Annotated in this window: 15 protein-coding genes; 2 read left to right on the forward strand and 13 right to left on the reverse strand. The window is 51.9% G+C overall.

Features of this window, described 5'->3' with window-relative positions; genetic code table 11:
- Positions 1-131 precede the first annotated feature (131 nt).
- From ACYUJT_RS21045 to ACYUJT_RS21085, 9 genes are all read right to left on the reverse strand, one after another.
- Entirely contained in the window at positions 132-2,075 is a 1,944-nt protein-coding gene (locus tag ACYUJT_RS21045; RefSeq protein ID WP_460325951.1) for a heavy metal translocating P-type ATPase, read from the reverse strand.
- A 748-nt stretch (positions 2,076-2,823) separates the two neighbouring features.
- On the reverse strand, positions 2,824-2,967 hold the full coding sequence (locus ACYUJT_RS21050) for a hypothetical protein (protein ID WP_460325953.1): 144 nt from the start codon (positions 2,965-2,967) through the stop codon (positions 2,824-2,826).
- Positions 2,968-3,194: 227 nt separating this feature from the next.
- Positions 3,195-4,487 (reverse strand): homocysteine synthase, encoded by a 1,293-nt coding sequence (locus tag ACYUJT_RS21055; protein ID WP_460325955.1) that lies wholly within the window; start codon positions 4,485-4,487, stop codon positions 3,195-3,197.
- A gap of 312 nt (positions 4,488-4,799) precedes the next feature.
- Entirely contained in the window at positions 4,800-5,660 is an 861-nt protein-coding gene (locus ACYUJT_RS21060; protein WP_460325957.1) for an ATP-binding cassette domain-containing protein, read from the reverse strand.
- Positions 5,647-6,501 carry a hypothetical protein gene (locus tag ACYUJT_RS21065; protein ID WP_460325959.1) on the reverse strand — a complete coding sequence of 285 codons (855 nt, stop codon included), beginning with the start codon at positions 6,499-6,501 and terminating at the stop codon, positions 5,647-5,649. The genes ACYUJT_RS21060 and ACYUJT_RS21065 overlap by 14 nt, the downstream gene beginning before the upstream one ends.
- Entirely contained in the window at positions 6,482-7,111 is a 630-nt protein-coding gene (locus tag ACYUJT_RS21070; RefSeq protein ID WP_460325961.1) for an RNA polymerase sigma factor, read from the reverse strand. The genes ACYUJT_RS21065 and ACYUJT_RS21070 overlap by 20 nt, the downstream gene beginning before the upstream one ends.
- Positions 7,112-7,175: 64 nt before the next feature.
- On the reverse strand, positions 7,176-7,898 hold the full coding sequence (locus ACYUJT_RS21075; RefSeq protein WP_460325963.1) for a hypothetical protein: 723 nt from the start codon (positions 7,896-7,898) through the stop codon (positions 7,176-7,178).
- Positions 7,882-10,089, reverse strand: coding sequence for an ABC transporter permease (locus ACYUJT_RS21080; protein WP_460325965.1), 2,208 nt, complete (start codon positions 10,087-10,089; stop codon positions 7,882-7,884). Before ACYUJT_RS21080 ends, ACYUJT_RS21075 begins: the two co-directional genes overlap by 17 nt.
- The gene (locus tag ACYUJT_RS21085) at positions 10,086-10,973 is read right to left on the reverse strand and encodes an ABC transporter ATP-binding protein (RefSeq protein ID WP_460325967.1); all 888 of its coding nucleotides are present in this window, start codon (positions 10,971-10,973) and stop codon (positions 10,086-10,088) included. The genes ACYUJT_RS21080 and ACYUJT_RS21085 overlap by 4 nt, the downstream gene beginning before the upstream one ends.
- 189 nt (positions 10,974-11,162) lie before the next feature.
- Between ACYUJT_RS21085 and ACYUJT_RS21090 the strand changes: the two genes are divergently transcribed.
- Entirely contained in the window at positions 11,163-12,086 is a 924-nt protein-coding gene (locus ACYUJT_RS21090; RefSeq protein ID WP_460325969.1) for an AEC family transporter, read from the forward strand.
- Positions 12,087-12,153: 67 nt separating this feature from the next.
- On the opposite strand, the gene def is transcribed toward ACYUJT_RS21090, so the two are convergent.
- Positions 12,154-12,735, reverse strand: coding sequence for a peptide deformylase (gene def / locus ACYUJT_RS21095; RefSeq protein ID WP_460325971.1), 582 nt, complete (start codon positions 12,733-12,735; stop codon positions 12,154-12,156).
- Positions 12,736-12,784: 49 nt separating this feature from the next.
- On the reverse strand, positions 12,785-13,042 hold the full coding sequence (locus ACYUJT_RS21100) for a YqkE family protein (RefSeq protein WP_460325973.1): 258 nt from the start codon (positions 13,040-13,042) through the stop codon (positions 12,785-12,787).
- Positions 13,043-13,267: 225 nt separating this feature from the next.
- On the opposite strand from ACYUJT_RS21100, the gene ACYUJT_RS21105 reads away from it, so the two are divergent.
- Positions 13,268-13,837 (forward strand): type II toxin-antitoxin system PemK/MazF family toxin, encoded by a 570-nt coding sequence (locus ACYUJT_RS21105; protein WP_460325975.1) that lies wholly within the window; start codon positions 13,268-13,270, stop codon positions 13,835-13,837.
- A gap of 355 nt (positions 13,838-14,192) precedes the next feature.
- On the opposite strand, the gene ACYUJT_RS21110 is transcribed toward ACYUJT_RS21105, so the two are convergent.
- Complete coding sequence (locus ACYUJT_RS21110) at positions 14,193-14,756, reverse strand: TetR/AcrR family transcriptional regulator (protein WP_460325977.1); 564 nt, start codon at positions 14,754-14,756, stop codon at positions 14,193-14,195.
- Between the two features lie 21 nt (positions 14,757-14,777).
- Positions 14,778-15,494 carry an MBL fold metallo-hydrolase gene (locus tag ACYUJT_RS21115; RefSeq protein ID WP_460325979.1) on the reverse strand — a complete coding sequence of 239 codons (717 nt, stop codon included), beginning with the start codon at positions 15,492-15,494 and terminating at the stop codon, positions 14,778-14,780.

Below are 15,494 nucleotides of genomic sequence, written 5' to 3' on the forward strand. Positions count from 1 at the left end.
TCATATTGTTAGTACCTTACCTTTATTATCTTGCAATCATTAATTAAGGTCAACATTTGCGGTAGCCGCGTTCAGTGAAGTTTGCATGAAGGATTCATGAATCCGGGAATCCGGGAAGGAGACGGCCTGCTTCAACGAAGTAGGCGCAGCCCATTCAATATGACGAGAAGCGTGCTTCCCTCATGCCCGACTACACCGAGCGGAAGCGAGATGCCTTGAACAAAGTTGCCTACGATTAGCGTCAGAATGACGGCAGCGGCAAAAATGAGATTTTGCTTCACGATTCTGCGAGCACGGCGAGCCAGCGCCACCGTCTCCGCAACCATCTCCAAATTGTCGTTCATCAGCACGACATCCGCGACCTCCAGCGCAGCTCCCGTTCCGCCCGTGCCCATGGCCATGCCAACAGTAGCGGCGGCAAGGGCCGGAGCATCATTAACGCCGTCGCCGACCATGACGATATGTCCGTGCTTTGCCCGCAGGCTTCTGACATGATTCACCTTATCCTCCGGCAGCAAATCGCCGAATACCTGATCCACGCCAGCCGCTCTCGCAATGGCCTCCGCCGTCCCGCTGCGGTCGCCCGTTAGCATAACCGTGGCAATTCCCATTTCACGCAGCTTGGAAATCGCGGCGACCGCCTGAGGGCGAATGACGTCCTGCAGCGCAACAAGGCCCACATAATCACTGTCCTTCATAATCAGCGAAACAGTGTTGCCCTCTGCTGCCAATGTTTTCAGCCGTTCCATCAATGCGGCCGGCATGGCAGCATCCTGCTCATCCGCCTTGCCGATTCGCCACATCCGGCCGTCCACCTTGGCCTCGATACCCCAGCCAGTAATGGCTCTCATATCCACGGCCTCTTGCAGCTGCAAGCCTTCGCTGACAGCTTTGCTTACGATAGCCTTGGCAAGTGGATGCTCGGACAGGCTTTCGGCAGAAGCACAGGCCGCCAGAACATCCAAACGATCATAGCCCTCTGCCACAAACAATTCGGTCACGACCGGCTGCCCGGCCGTTAGCGTACCCGTTTTGTCAAAGGCCACCACCTTCGTATTGCCCAAATTATCCATATGTGCCCCTCCCTTAAAGAGCACGCCCTTTCTGGCGCTCTTAGACATGGCCGAGAGCATGGCCGGCATAACGGAGGAGACCAGGGCACATGGCGAAGCAACAACGAGAAAGACCATCGCTTTATAAAAAGTAAACGACCAGCTCCAACCGAGCATCAACGGAGCTAGCAGGATAAGCGCTGCTGTCGCTGCCACGATCGTCTTGGCATAAATGCCTTCCAGCCGCTTGATGAAGCGCTGGGATTCCGGCGTCTCATTCTGCGCCTGCTCGACCAGTGCGATAATTTTGGCAAAGAGGGTTCCTTCAGCCGGGCTCGTTACTTCAACATACAGAGCTCCTTCTCCGTTCAATGTTCCGGCATATACGCTGTCGCCCAGCGCCTTATCAACCGGGATCGATTCCCCGGTAATGGTAGCTTGGTTAACGGCCGAGCCTCCGCTTCGCACCAATCCGTCCGCGGGAATCACCTCGCCCGGCTTCACAAGCAGCAGGTCGCCGATCGCCAACTGTTCCACAGGGACGATCTTCATGCCGTCCTGGCCCACCTTCACCGCGGTCTCCGGCTTTAAAGAAATCAGCTCGGAAATATCCTTATGGCTGCGTTCGCTGGCAAAGGACTCCAGCGCGCCGCTCAAAGCGAAAATGAAGATGAGCATCGCGCCTTCATTCCAGTAGCCGATGGAGGCAGCCCCCAGCGCCGCGGCGATCATGAGCAGATTCACATCCAAGTCCCGTTCCTTGAATAGCGTCTCAAGCCCTTCTTTGGCCTTCAGGAATCCTCCCGTAAAATAAGCGGCAATGTAGAGCAGCACAGATATCGTCTGCGAGAAAGACCCTACCCCCCACGCCGTCAGCATAAGCAGTCCGCTGCCCAGCGCAATAATAATCTCCCGATGCTTCAGCATGTGAAGCAGCGACTGACGGCGCCGTCTTCTCGGATCCGGCGAATTTGCGGACGCGGATTGCTGGATTGTGCTCATTCTTTTGTGTATTGCTTGCATGTAAATCTCCTCCCTTATGTGGATCTAATTGAGAATGAATACTATTGTTAATGCCCTTAAAATGGCACATGCTGCCCCGGGAAAATCCCGGAGCAGCATGTAATTGAGAACGATAATCATTTTTTGCATAAGAACAATAATTTTTCCTTAGTGAAACTTTATGTTCATTTTAAACCTTTCTGCGCTTTGTGTAAATAGGTGAGTAGACATAATCATCGAAATCGACGGCCCATTGTCTCTCTCCCTCATTTTGATAGTTGTTGGGAGGTTTTAGTTGTTGGAGAGATTAGGCAGGTGGGTGAGTTTGGCTTGAGGGGGATGGTTTGTAAGATAGTTTGACTAGGTGAATTTTAGCTGGTGGGAGAGTTAGTTGGTGGGTGATGTTGGTGATGAGTGATGTTGGTGGTGAGTGATGTTGGTGGTGGGGGAATTTTAGCTCTGAGGTAGATTTTAATTGAGACTAACTGTATTTCTTACATCTATTTAGTCTTCATTCAGGGTAATTTTGCAATTTAAATGTATTTCCTACATCTAAAATGTCCCTTTTCACCTTCGTAACCCGTAATCGTCTAATTTAACTGTATGAAATACAGTTAGTTACGCCTCAGCGTGTAGAAGCCTCATTTTAACTGCAACAAATGCAGTTAGTATGCGTATATCCGTGTTCACCACTGTACTACACCCCCTGTCACTATGATTACTAAACCATCGTCATCAACACCATAGCTAGTTCAACTATTTCAGCTACTTAACCCGTAAAGCTACCTAAAGTCACTATAGTAATTGTGGTCATTGTGGTTATTACAGTTATTACAGTCATTACAGTCATTACAGTTATTGCAGTTATTGCAACCATTACTGTCATTACTGTCATTGCAGTTATTGCAGTCATTGCAGTCGGTTAGCCTCTTTAGCCACTACACCTATTACATTCACTGCCCCTGCAGCCATCGCAGCTACCACAGCCGATCACCACCACCACTTCCGCCACCAGTAATCACCGAATTCATAAATGGTGCTATTGTCCAATTAAAAAAGCTGCCCCCTAGGTTTGATGACAAACCTTCGGGAGCAGCGTTCAAACTCGCCTATCTCTCACGGGATATGAACAAATAATAATTAGGCCTGGCTGGCTGCGATCGCTTGTTCCAGGTCATAAAGGATGTCCTCGATCGACTCCGTACCGATCGACAAGCGAATGAGTCCGGGCGTAACGCCTGCTGACAGTTGCTCCGCCGGAGACAGCTGCAGATGCGTCGTGCTTGCCGGATGGATGATCAAGGATTTGGAATCGCCGACGTTGGCCAAATGCGAGAACAGTTTCACGCTTTCGATCAGCTTGCGGCCTGCATCTACGCCACCCTTGATCTCGAAGGTCAGAATCGCGCCTTGACCCTTCGGCAGATATTTCTGTGCGAGCGCATAAGATTCGTGGCTAGGAAGTCCAGCATAGCTGACCCACTCGACATTCGGATGTGCTTCCAAATGCTTCGCCACCTTAAGTGCGTTCTCGCTATGGCGCTCTACGCGCAGATGAAGCGTCTCCAGACCCTGAAGAAGCAGCCAAGCGTTAAATGGAGCCAAGGATGCGCCCAGGTCGCGCTGCAACTGAACGCGGGCTTTAATAATGTAAGCCAGCGGTCCAAGCGCTTCCGTATAGACAACGCCGTTGTAGCTCGGATCCGGCTCGGTCAGCCCCGGGAATTTGCCGCTAGCCTTCCAGTCGAATTTTCCGCCGTCGACGATGACGCCGCCAATGGAGGTCCCATGTCCGCCGATGAACTTCGTTGCAGAATGAACGACGATGTCCGCCCCGTGTTTAATCGGCTGCAGCAGGTACGGGCTCGGGAAGGTGTTGTCTACAATAAGCGGAATGCCGTTCTCATGAGCAATCGCAGCTACCGCTTCAATATCGAGGACATCCCCCTTCGGGTTGCCGATCGTCTCCGCAAACAGGGCTTTGGTCTTGTCGGTGATCGCCGCGCGGAAATTTTCCGGATTGGACGAATCCACGAAAGTCACTTTGATTCCCAGTTTGGCAAGCGTAGTGGAGAACAGGTTATACGTTCCGCCGTACAAGGTTGAGGACGAGACTATTTCATCCCCCGCACCTGCGATATTCAGAATCGAGAACGTAATCGCTGCCTGCCCGGAACTCGTGGCAAGTGCGCCAACGCCGCCTTCGAGCGCCGCGATTCTTTTCTCAAACACATCGTTCGTCGGGTTCATGATACGGGAATAAATGTTGCCGAATTCCTTCAAACCGAACAAATTGGCCGCATGCTCCGTATCGCGGAAGCCATAGGATGTTGTTTGATACAGCGGTACTGCGCGCGAATAAGTAGTAGGATCAATTTCCTGACCTGCATGAACCGCAAGTGTTTCAAGACCGAGTTGACGCTCTTCAGACATAGTTAAATCCTCCTTTAAATTTGCATATCCCAAAACGGATGTCATTGTTTTTCATATTCTCTCACATAATGAAGCGTTTGAAAATACCAAATCCGATAAATTTCCTCTGAATTATTCAACTTCTTGATCCGCTGTGGACAACAAATAAGCCGACAGCTGAAAACCGCGGCTAATTTGTTCATATGTGCATGGAAATGTGCATACTGTTCATAAACTTCCGAAGAACGGGGCAGCAACCCTCAACATATTCACATTATCGCCCCGTTGGCACCCATGATTCCCGCCAGATTAGGGTTATACACATGTGGACAGTTATCTGCTCCGGGAATTCACAGAAAATTTGCGGATGAAATAGGCATCCTCCATGGACGGCAGCACCTCAGCCAGGCCGGGAAAAGGTTCGTGTTCCGCGACAACCCGTACGAAAAGCCCCGCCTCCGTCTCCCTCATAAAAATAACCCGCTGCTCGGGGAACAGACGCATCTGCTCGCTTGTCACCGTTCCCTCCCATACCTTCGAAGGAAGGTCCCACTTCCATTCCGCGGCGCCGCCCTCAAAGCGAATCCCGCCGTTCTCAAGCCATACTATGCGATTCGCCGCCGCCTCCCACTCATTCAATTCATGAACAGCAGCTACGACGATCCGCCCCAGCGCATAGCGTGTCAAATAGGCAATGGCCATTTTCCGCTCCCCTGAATCCAACGCGTTAAGCGGCTCGTCAAGGAAGAGGAATTTCGGCTGAGCCAGCAGCGACTGAACGATGGCGATCCTTCTCTGCACGCCGATCGATAGCCGCTTGATCCGGGTATTGCGGTACGTTTCCAGCCGAAAATCACGAATCAGGCGTTCGACCAGCTCGGTTTGGAACACTCCCTTCAGCTCGGCAAGATACATAAGCAATTTATGCGTCGTCATTTCCTCATACAGCTCGATGTCCGAAGGAACGTAACCAATCTGGCTGCGGACGAGCGGCAGGTGATCGGCCGCTTCCCGGCCTTGATAAGCGATCCTGCCCTTTCTCGGTTTGTCCACCGTAGCCAGCAGCTTGAGCAGCGTCGACTTTCCGGCCCCGTTAGGACCGACGAGCAGCGTCAACCCCGGATACAACCGCAGCTGTTCAATCTCCAGCGCAAACGTACCAACAGGCTGCCGAACATAGTCAATGGATATCATGGCCTGCACCTGCGCTTACCTCGAATTTCACTTTGCGGCTGCGGTAATAAGAGCGAAGCAGCAGCATGACTCCTGCAGCCAACAGCAGGCTGTCGATCACCGCCCGGTACTCGATCCGCAAAATGTAGGAATGGGAATTATCAATATAAATGAACCACAGAACATATACGGCCACGGCGCTGGCCAGCGCGTAATAAATTCCTTTGCGGAAGAGAACATACATGGCCGCCCCGCTTGTCAGCAGCGTAATGCCGAGCCATTGCAGCAGAAAAGGCCCCAGCGGCAGGACAAATTCGCCGGCTTGGAATATGCGTACGCTGACGACCAGCGAGCTCATGAAAGCCCACACGACGATCAAGGCGATGACCATCAACATCCGGCTGTACATAACAAGTGCCGGAGGATAAGGAGTAATGCTCTCGATCGAACGCATTCCGGAATCCCAGGTCCGGTAGCTGAACAGCATGGATGCGATTAGCATGAGCGGCGTGATAACCGGAAACAAAGAAGACGGCAGAACTCCAATGGACATGACCGGCTGAACTGGATCGACGAGAAGAATCAACATTAGAAATACCGCTGTACTGGACATGATTAGCGATTTGCGATTCAAGCGGAATTGGCTCCGCAGCAGCATCCTCAAAGTTGGAGCTTCCACCTGCTCATTGAACTGAAGCGATTCCGAGGCATGATCCGCCTTAATCGCGTCAAATTCCGGCTGCAGCTTGCGAATCAGCTCCGCGGTCTCCGCCGGGGACGGCGGGGGAGCTATCGCGCGCCGCAGTGGCTCCCGCAGCTCTTGCTCCAGCATTTCCAGCTCTTCATCGATAAAGTGATTCATGAAGCTGCACCTCCTTCTCCTTATTCCTTCGGCTTCGGCCCCCCGCATGCGGGGATGTTATATCCGGCTCGGAGCCTTTGAGCAACAAGCGCTTCAGCTTTCGCAAAGCTCCGTATAAATGCGATTTAACGGAGCTAAGGGGGATTTCCTTCAACTCCGCGATTTCCTGCAGCTTCAAATCATGGAAGAAGCGCATCCTGACCACTTCCTGCTGAATATCCGGCAAATATTCCAAGGTAGCTGCAATCTGCTTGGACATTTCCTGCCTTTCCAGCATCTCCTCGGCACCGGGGGCAGGATCGGCATTATCCGGAATGTCCTCAGCAGCGGTATGCTCCGAGCGAAAGGCGGCGCTGCGCCAATAATCCCGGCATAAATTCAGCGCCACTTTGTAGAGCCACGCCCGCAGCTGCTCCATCCCTCCATGCTGCCGCAGGTGGCGAATGAGCCGGATGAACGTTTCCTGAACGATATCCTCGGCTTTCCCGCGGTCCTTCAACTGCTGGGTCACGTAATTCAGCAAAGGCCCGTGATAACGGGTGACAAGAAGCTCGAAAGCCTCCTGTTCCCCTAGGGCTACCCTCTCCGTTAATTGCTGATCGGAAATCATGGCTTCCCCCCCCTCTCTCTCTCTTTTTTTGCGATAAACAATAGGATTATCCCGCTCTATAACTCTACTCCTCTTCTCTGCCGATCCAGCGTTCCCGGCTGCCCATGATTCCTCCAGCCAGCAGCAATAAGAAGCTTGCAAGAACTAGTAAAATAACGCGATTAGCTATAAATGAGGAGCCTTCCATCAAATACGCCGTATACAGCGTAAAGCCTCCAAGAATGCGTCCTGCACTCACCGTATCAAGCATCCATAGGGCAAAGGCAATCATTAAACCGCCGTATAGCTTCTGGAACCAGGTGATGCCCAGCACCGTCACGGAAGCAAGCAGCATATAGGCCGGCAGCGTCTGCAGCAGAAGCGGCAGGTACCCTGCCTGCCGGGATACGGCCTCTCCCCCGTCCCAAGGATACATGACGCTCTCGATTCCGCCGAATTTCATCCGGTACATAGCCATCCAGCCCACGCCCGCCAAAGCGGAGAGCACCAGGGAGAGTATCCACTTCCTGACGGCCATAAGCCGGAGGGATACGGGATAGGTGGCGATGATCTCCATGCTTCCCCCGCCGATTTCCCGCTCGAATAACAGGACGGTGAGCATAATAACGATCGGGAACATGCCCATTTCCGCATAATAATATACAGTCTGAGGACGGTATGGATCGGCCAGCCAGATGGCTGCCCAGTAAGTGAAATAAATGAGCAGCGTGAGTAGGAACAGCGGCTGTTTACCAATGCTCAAATCAAGCCGCACCTGACTGCCCAGCGCCTTAAGCTCCGCTTTCATGCCCCATCACCCTCCCCCACTCCCGCTCCCAGGATTCGTAAGGAACCGGGCTCGCTTGAACCGGGCCATCCGGGTCCTCCAGCGGTATTTCCATCCCCTGAGTATAGAAATAATTCAGTATTTCCTTCACTTGGCTGATTTTTCCCGCATCGATCGCCTTGCCTACCTCTTCAGCCATGCGGCCGCCCAAATTGTCGGGATCCTTATTAGTATCAGAATGGAACAGCGCGCCAAGCATGCGAAAATCGGCCATCCCATTCTCTATGTCCTTGTGACTGAGCCCCTCGGCTTCTCTATAATAAACGTACCACATCAAGCTGCGCAGAGGCAGCCGGATGTCCTCCCTCGTATTCTCGATTTGAAAAGAGCCCTTTCGCGTACCAAGCAGCATTTCGGTCATCAGCAAACCAGCAAAGCCGTTATCCTCGCTGTAGCTTGCAAAAATCGAGTACATTCCGTTCTCGTTTCTTTCGTTCAGCATCTGCTTGGTCACAAAATAGCCGGCCTGATGAATTTTGGGTGTAAAATCCGTTACCCATGAGGCAAAGTAACGGTAATATCCGCTCCATTCCTGCAGTACATGCTCTGCTAACGCCCTGCTGTTCTGTGTCGTAATGATCCGGCTTGGCAGCGTTGGAACGCTAACCTCAACGAACGGCCCGCCGAATATGCTAATACCGTCCTTGCCGAGCCCTTGAAACACCTGCATTTTGAAGTCAGCGCCATACGGCTTATCGCTATTTGCCTGCGGCTCGAGCTCCGGCAAGCTTGTATAGAGCTTCGAATCGAAGCCTTTGACCGTCAGCCGGTATTCGGCAGCCGGAAAAGGCATTTCCTTAAACACCGAACCGAGCTGCAGCGTGTTGGACCAATTCTCCTTCACATAGACATGCCGCGTGCCAGGAAACGGATACCAGACAAAATCCCTCGGCAGCAGCACATTGTCCCGCTGGACAACAGCCTGGAATAGGCCCTTTCCGTTGTCTTCCGCAACCTTTCCCGAATAGCGGATCTCCAGGCTTACGCTCTCCCGCTGTTCCGGCGCATCGCTCCAGGGCAACGATAGCAAATCACCTAGCCGGATAAAAGACACAGGATCATCGTTCACCTTCACTTCGCTAACGCTAAAGAGTCGGTTGAGGGTCAGCGTTACTCCTTCCTTGCTTTGAGATAAAAGGGCCGAACCCGGAATCTCCAGCCGGGCCGTGCCGAATATTACGTCATTTTCCGCTCTCTCCAGCACAAGGTCATAATTCGCAACCTCAAACATCTCCGTTTCTTCATCTTCATCCCACAAATTAGCGATTTCCAGAATGGTATCGTCATTGACTTTATCGTTATAGCTGCTATACCTGTCTTGCCACAATAAACCGTAGGGGGCAAAAGCTGCACAGGCGAGCAGTACAGATAAACCGGCGGTGAACCACATACGCGCTCCATGCTTGGTCGGACGCAGCAGGTTAAGAATCGTCACAGCAGCCGTCAACAGCAGCGCCGCGAATGCCAAGACGAACAGCCCCGATCTTATGAGTTCATCTATATCAGTCCCATAACCCCATAATTCATATCCCCGTGTCCCATCAACAAACAGCTCGCTCAAGTGAAAAATGCGCAGTATATATAAATTGTACCTTTCTACAATAAATAGCTGCATGAAAAACGTCCCGAACATCCAGGCACAAAAGCTAATCAAATAGACAACGCGATTCGGCAGGCATACCGCAAGAAGCATAGCCAGCGCCAGCGTCACGACATACGAGATCTCATAAGATAAAAAGAAATAAACGCCATGCGAGATGTTGACCGCAGATTCGATCCCCCTGCCATAGGAGAAGGCGACAAACAAACCGGCCGCCAGCAGGGAAAACAAGGTTAAATACGCCATGGCTGCAGCAAATTTCGCCGTGATCCGCATACCGTAGGACAGAGGCAGCCCCGCATTCCACTCGTAAGCGGGCCGCCTAATATCGCGTCGAATAGCCAGAATGCCCAGTAGCATCACTATGCCTAGCGTAAGCGTATGAACCAGGGCATGAAAGCCATAGGCCTCAATAAAAAGATTGTTCAGCGGCGAGACCGCCGATAGAAACCATGTAAACAGTACCCCGTAAAGAGCCGGCAGTCCCACTAGCCAAGGATTGCGAAAGATATGATTCCACTCCAGCGCAAATTGCCGCTTCCATTTCATCATCGCTGCTCCGCTCCTTCCTCCTGAGAGGACCTTAGCAGCGCCAAATAGCCATCCTCCAGGGTAGGCCGAACTACGGACGCTTCCATATCCTTAGGGGGAGCATCGGCGATGATCCGGCAGAGCAGTCCGTCATCCGTTCGCCGGGTGGATACAATGGACATCGGATCCAGTTCGGTAAACAAGCCTTCTTCAACGATCCCTTCCCACACCTTGCCTTCGCCGGCGGCCTGCAGGCGCGCCAAATCCCCGGAAAAGCGGACTTCCCCTTGATCAAGCACGGCGATCTGCCGGCAATTGCTCTCAATGTCCGCAACGATATGCGTGGACAGCAGCACGATCCGGCCTAAGCTGAACCGCGTAAGCAGATTGCGGAAGCGCACGCGCTCCTCCGGGTCCAATCCGGCGGTCGGCTCGTCCACGATCAGCACTTGGGGGGAGCCAAGCAGCGCTTGGGCGATTCCAAGGCGCCTCTTCATACCGCCGGAATAAGTGCGAATGCGCTTATTTCCCTTCTCCGCAAGGTTGACCTCCTCCAGCAGGCGGGAAATTTCCGCTTTGCGCTTGCGGGGATCACTCATTCCCTTCATTACGGCGACATAATCCAAAAATTCCGCGCCAGTCAGTTGAGGGTACACTTGAAACTGCTGCGGCAAATACCCGATCATCTTCCGGATGTCCTCCGCGTTCTTCAGTGAAACTCCATGAATCAATGCATCTCCCGAACTGGGACGGATTAATGTAGCCAGGATGCGCATCAGCGAGGTTTTGCCTGCGCCATTAGGCCCGAGAAGGCCGACCATGCCTTCGCCGATCGTCAAATTGACGTCATCCAGCGCCATGTGGCCCTTCCGGTACATTTTATACAAATGATTGATTTTGATCATGCCTAAATTTCCTCATTTCATAACGGTAATGTAATGAATAACCCCGCGCGGTTGGCTTCTGCTACTGTAACGGGATAGCGGATGAAAAAGTTCTCGCTTCGCACATATTTATTATTTTTTCTTAGACCACTGGCGGAATTTTTGCTAGAGTCTATATAGCCGTGCTAGTCGGCTGAAGGGAGATTATTGATGCTGTATTCTGTCCTAAACACCATGCTGCAAGTCATCGTGCCGATCTCGATTCCCGTCATTTCCGGGGCACTGCTCAAACGATTTCAGAAGCTCGATACCAGGCCGCTGGTCACACTCTACCTGTATTTCCTGAACCCAGCCTTGATCCTGGAGACGCTGGCTAAAGCGGATATTTCATATCAGGACATTTATCAAACGCTTGGCTTCTCTCTATTGAATCTTATTCTGCTCTGGCTGGTCGCCGCCGCGGCAGGCAGGCTTCTAAAGCTTCCGTCCGACGAAAAAGCGGGGCTCACCCTCGTTGCGACGTTTACGAACAGTGTAAACTACGGATTGCCCCTCGTTTTGCTCGCATTCGGCCAGCTTGGGCTGGACAAGGCCTCCGTCTACGTCATCGGCCAAATGATCATCGTCAATACGATAGGTGTGTATTTAGCGGCACGCTCCAATTTTTCCATAAAACAAGCGGTGAAATCGGTATTTACCTTGCCGTCCATATATGCAGCGGCTGCCGCCATTTTGCTTAGGGTTACCGGATTTTCACTGCCCTTCGGCATCGCCCAGGGCATCACGATGGCTGCGGCCGCTTATTCGCCCGTCGTGCTCGCCATCCTCGGCGCACAAATGGTCGGCGTAGCCGGCGTGCCGATGAATTCGGGCTCCAAACGGGCCTTCCGATCCGGCATCGCTATCCGGATGCTGCTGTCGCCTGCAGTCGCGCTGCTCGCCCTTTGGCTGCTGCAAATCGACGGCGTGCTGTTCGCCGTACTGTTCATCCTCGCCTGCATGCCTGCAGCAGTGAATGCTTCCGCACTCGCCGAGAAATTCGGTGCCTCGCCGCAGACGGTATCCAAATGCGTACTGTGGACGACGATCGCCTCTTTCATTACTCTGCCGATTTTGATCGTCCTGCTGCAGTAAAAGTAATAAAATACGTAAAAGGCCAACCCTATTCCGGGTTAGCCTTCGTTAAATGCTGAAGCAAATTCTAATACAAGCTCGCTATAGGCACGCCGCTCGGCAGCTTATAAGGATGCTCTTTATTGATATGATCATAGAACATGATCCCGTTCAAATGATCGATTTCATGCTGCATGACGATCGCGTCGAAGCCTTTGAGCCTTAGCTTCAGCTCATTGCCATTTCCGTCATAGGCCTTGATTTGCACCTTCTCGTAGCGCGGTACGAATCCCTGCACGCTGCGGTCGACGGACAAGCAGCCCTCGCTCTCCGGCAAATAGATCATCGCCTCGGAATGGCTGATGATTTTCGGATTATAGAGGGCGTATTCCCGGGATTGTCCGTGATCATCGGTAAGATAAGCCGCGAACATCCGTTTATTGAGGCCAATCTGGTTAGCTGATAGTCCAACGCCGGCCCGAAGCTTGTATTTTTTGGACAATTCGGGGTCCTGACTGTTCTTCAAAAATTGCAGCATCGCTGCCATCTCTTCTTGATCTTCTTCCGTCGGCGGAATGCTAACAGGCTCGGTTACCACCCGAAGAATGTCATTTCCCTCTCTCACGATATCGTCCATAGTAATCAAATAGTCTCTATTGAATTTACTCATAAATGAACCCCTCATCCACCTTCATTACCAGATTTGCGCCAATCTGAGCTTATTTGTATTTATGCCAATCCATATCACTGTTATTCAGCAAATACTCAAAATTGCTCTCCAATTTTTTCTGCTCCGCCTTGCGAGCCTCTTCAGCCTGCTGTCTAGCTGCAGCCTTGCGCTCCTCTTCCTCCTGCTTCAGGTTCGCGGCCTGTTCTTTAAGCTTGCTGATCGTATCCGCCCCAAGCAGATCTTTAAGCGTCGCGGGCTTATCTCCGGTGGAAGCAGCTGAAGGCTTCGAATCTCTTCTCTTGGCCATTCTTGGTTCACCTCTATTTCTGACTTCCTCTTATGTTCATAGTTCATGCCTGCCTAAAGTATCATACGGTCAAATTTATTTGTCAACAATCCTACTCCCCGGTTTTAAGTTGATTTTCTTCCGATTCAATCTTTATTAAAAATTTTTACAATATTTGTTTAGGATAAGGGCAAACGTGTGTAATTCTACAATATGTCTATTCCCAAGGCTTGGAGGAGAGAACGTATGAGAAACGAGCAGGAAAACAACCATCATTCTGTGAATAGCCCCGCATCCCAGCCCAACGCCAGGGTCAGAGCACTGCAAAAATTGAAAGAGGAACAAATCAATGCCTGGAAACCTGTCAAAATCGAAATGTCACAATACTGGATTGAGCATGAGAAAGTGCAAATGAGACGAAGAATGACCCGCGGTGCAGTGCATTTCTGTAATTTTGGAGAAAATATCGGTTGCGAGCAAAACGAAGAGCGGCCTGTCGTCGTCGTATCGAACAATACGGTAAACTCTACGTCTGGCAATGTCATCGTCGTACCGCTGACCAAAAATTTAAAAACGCGAACTAGTCCGAAAACCGGCCAACCAATTTTGACGAAGGAAGGCAAACCGATTCCGCGTTTTCAGAGTCATTACTTTCTGTTCAAAAGCAAATATGACTTCCTCGCCTTCGATTCCGCCGCCAAAACGGAGGAAGCTACGTCTGTCAGCAAAATACGCTTAAAGGAGCACCTCGGTAATTTGGATGAAGAGGACATGAACCGCCTGGAAAACCGGCTGAAATGGACGCTGGGTTTTTAGTGGGGCGCTTTGCGGGCAAAAAAATGATCGAAAAAGATTGACATGTGGCTGGTAAAAGGTTAATATATTAACAAGTGATTTGTCCGTAGAGTTTTATTATGTCATCCACCTCGTCGTGGATAAACTCACACGTTCTACGTGTATTGAGTCAGAAGAGGAGCCTAGGCTCCTCTTTCGTATTATTAGGAATTTTAATCTGCAGGTGTCATGCTGCACCTGTGTTCTGCACATAATAGTCATATGTCGCCCACCTGGTCGTGGGCAAATTCACCCCGCAGGGAGGCTCCTTCCTTGCGGGGATTATTTTTGTTCTCTTGTGTAATATTTAACCAGACCCACTGTATCCTAACCAAAATTATTGCACCAGTCCCTTGAGAAAAACCCGCAAATTAAAGTCCAGGCTCTCCTCTACGGACAGCGGCAGGCCGAAGCCGCCTAGTTTCTGCAGCGCGGCGAAGCCATGAATCAGACTCCGCAGCCCGCGAACCGCATGCAGAGCATCCTCCTGCGGAAGCCCGTAAGGCTTTAGAAGCTGCAGCACAAGATCGACAACGCGTTCCTTCGCCTGTCCGATCTCCTCTCGATTCATCCCTTGCGGCACGAGCTGGGCGCTCTCGTACAATCCGGGATGCAGGCGGGCAAAGCCGATATAGGCATGGGCAAAACGTCCAAGCCCCTCTTTCCCCGCCAGCCCGTCTACCGCTTCGCTGACACTGTTGTAGAGCTGTTCCAGGGCATATAGCGCAAGCAGGGCTTTCAGCTCTTCGAGCCCGCGGATATGGTTGTATAGCGATGGAGAACGAACTCTGAGGGCGGCTGCGACCGAAGCGATCGTTACGGCCTGAACGCCCTGCTGGTCGGCAATCTCCACCGCGGCCATCAGTACTGTATCGGTATCAAGACCTGGTCTTGGGGGCATGATGAACACTCCTCATAAATTCTAATTATCTCGCTCCAGTTGGCGTCTCGCCGCCATTATTGCTGCCTGTATCGCCCTGTCCGGGTCGTTTAGCATTTCTCCATGCCCTGCACTAATCAGAGTGGGCCGATACTCCGCCAGCTTGATCGCACTTGCGACTGCGGCCTCTTTATTCCACGTAGCCAGCGCCGGGAATGGAAAGCTCAAACGCAGATGCCCCGACACCGTAAGCCCTCCTCTTGTGTGGAAGGCATCGCCGACGAGCAGTGTTCCTGTTCTCGTGTCGAGCAGCGAGATTGAACCCGGCGTGTGGCCGGGAGCAGCAATAACCTGCAGGGAGCCAATGCTGTCTCCTTCGCGAACGAGATGATCCGCCCGGGTCTTAACGGATTTGGGTACCCCGCCCCGGATCGGCGTCTGCGGCTCGCTGGGCAGTAGACTCCGGTCCCCCGCAAGCAGCAGTGCATCACGGTCAGAAATGCAAACCTCTGCTTCAGGAAAGCTCGCCTTCAATTTATCCAAAGCCCCTACATGGTCATCATGGGCATGGGTCAATACGATTCGGGCCAGCGGTTTGCCGCTATCCTTAATCGCCTGCATGATCCCGGCTGCACTATAAGGAAGAGCGGCATCTACTAAAGTAAGACTCTCCTCCTCTTCAACCAGATAACAATTCACCGGAAACACTCTGGGCATAAACGTTAATTGCCTTAAATACTCACGCTGAAGAATCCTCAT

Source organism: Paenibacillus sp. YSY-4.3, from assembly GCF_054767475.1.

Bases quoted from the DNA above. Each gene is read 5' to 3' on its own strand.
- ACYUJT_RS21090 (WP_460325969.1), top strand. From the start codon at position 11,163: ATGCTGTATTCTGTCCTAAACACCATGCTGCAAGTCATCGTGCCGATC.
- ACYUJT_RS21080 (WP_460325965.1), bottom strand. From the start codon at position 10,089: ATGATGAAATGGAAGCGGCAATTTGCGCTGGAGTGGAATCATATCTTT.
- ACYUJT_RS21050 (WP_460325953.1), bottom strand. From the start codon at position 2,967: ATGACTGCAATAACTGCAATGACAGTAATGACAGTAATGGTTGCAATA.
- ACYUJT_RS21070 (WP_460325961.1), bottom strand. From the start codon at position 7,111: ATGATTTCCGATCAGCAATTAACGGAGAGGGTAGCCCTAGGGGAACAG.
- ACYUJT_RS21110 (WP_460325977.1), bottom strand. From the start codon at position 14,756: ATGCCCCCAAGACCAGGTCTTGATACCGATACAGTACTGATGGCCGCG.
- ACYUJT_RS21115 (WP_460325979.1), bottom strand. From the start codon at position 15,494: ATGAGGATTCTTCAGCGTGAGTATTTAAGGCAATTAACGTTTATGCCC.
- ACYUJT_RS21075 (WP_460325963.1), bottom strand. From the start codon at position 7,898: ATGAAAGCGGAGCTTAAGGCGCTGGGCAGTCAGGTGCGGCTTGATTTG.
- ACYUJT_RS21065 (WP_460325959.1), bottom strand. From the start codon at position 6,501: ATGAATCACTTTATCGATGAAGAGCTGGAAATGCTGGAGCAAGAGCTG.
- ACYUJT_RS21105 (WP_460325975.1), top strand. From the start codon at position 13,268: ATGAGAAACGAGCAGGAAAACAACCATCATTCTGTGAATAGCCCCGCA.
- ACYUJT_RS21085 (WP_460325967.1), bottom strand. From the start codon at position 10,973: ATGATCAAAATCAATCATTTGTATAAAATGTACCGGAAGGGCCACATG.
- ACYUJT_RS21045 (WP_460325951.1), bottom strand. From the start codon at position 2,075: ATGCAAGCAATACACAAAAGAATGAGCACAATCCAGCAATCCGCGTCC.
- ACYUJT_RS21100 (WP_460325973.1), bottom strand. From the start codon at position 13,042: ATGGCCAAGAGAAGAGATTCGAAGCCTTCAGCTGCTTCCACCGGAGAT.
- ACYUJT_RS21055 (WP_460325955.1), bottom strand. From the start codon at position 4,487: ATGTCTGAAGAGCGTCAACTCGGTCTTGAAACACTTGCGGTTCATGCA.
- ACYUJT_RS21060 (WP_460325957.1), bottom strand. From the start codon at position 5,660: ATGATATCCATTGACTATGTTCGGCAGCCTGTTGGTACGTTTGCGCTG.
- def (WP_460325971.1), bottom strand. From the start codon at position 12,735: ATGAGTAAATTCAATAGAGACTATTTGATTACTATGGACGATATCGTG.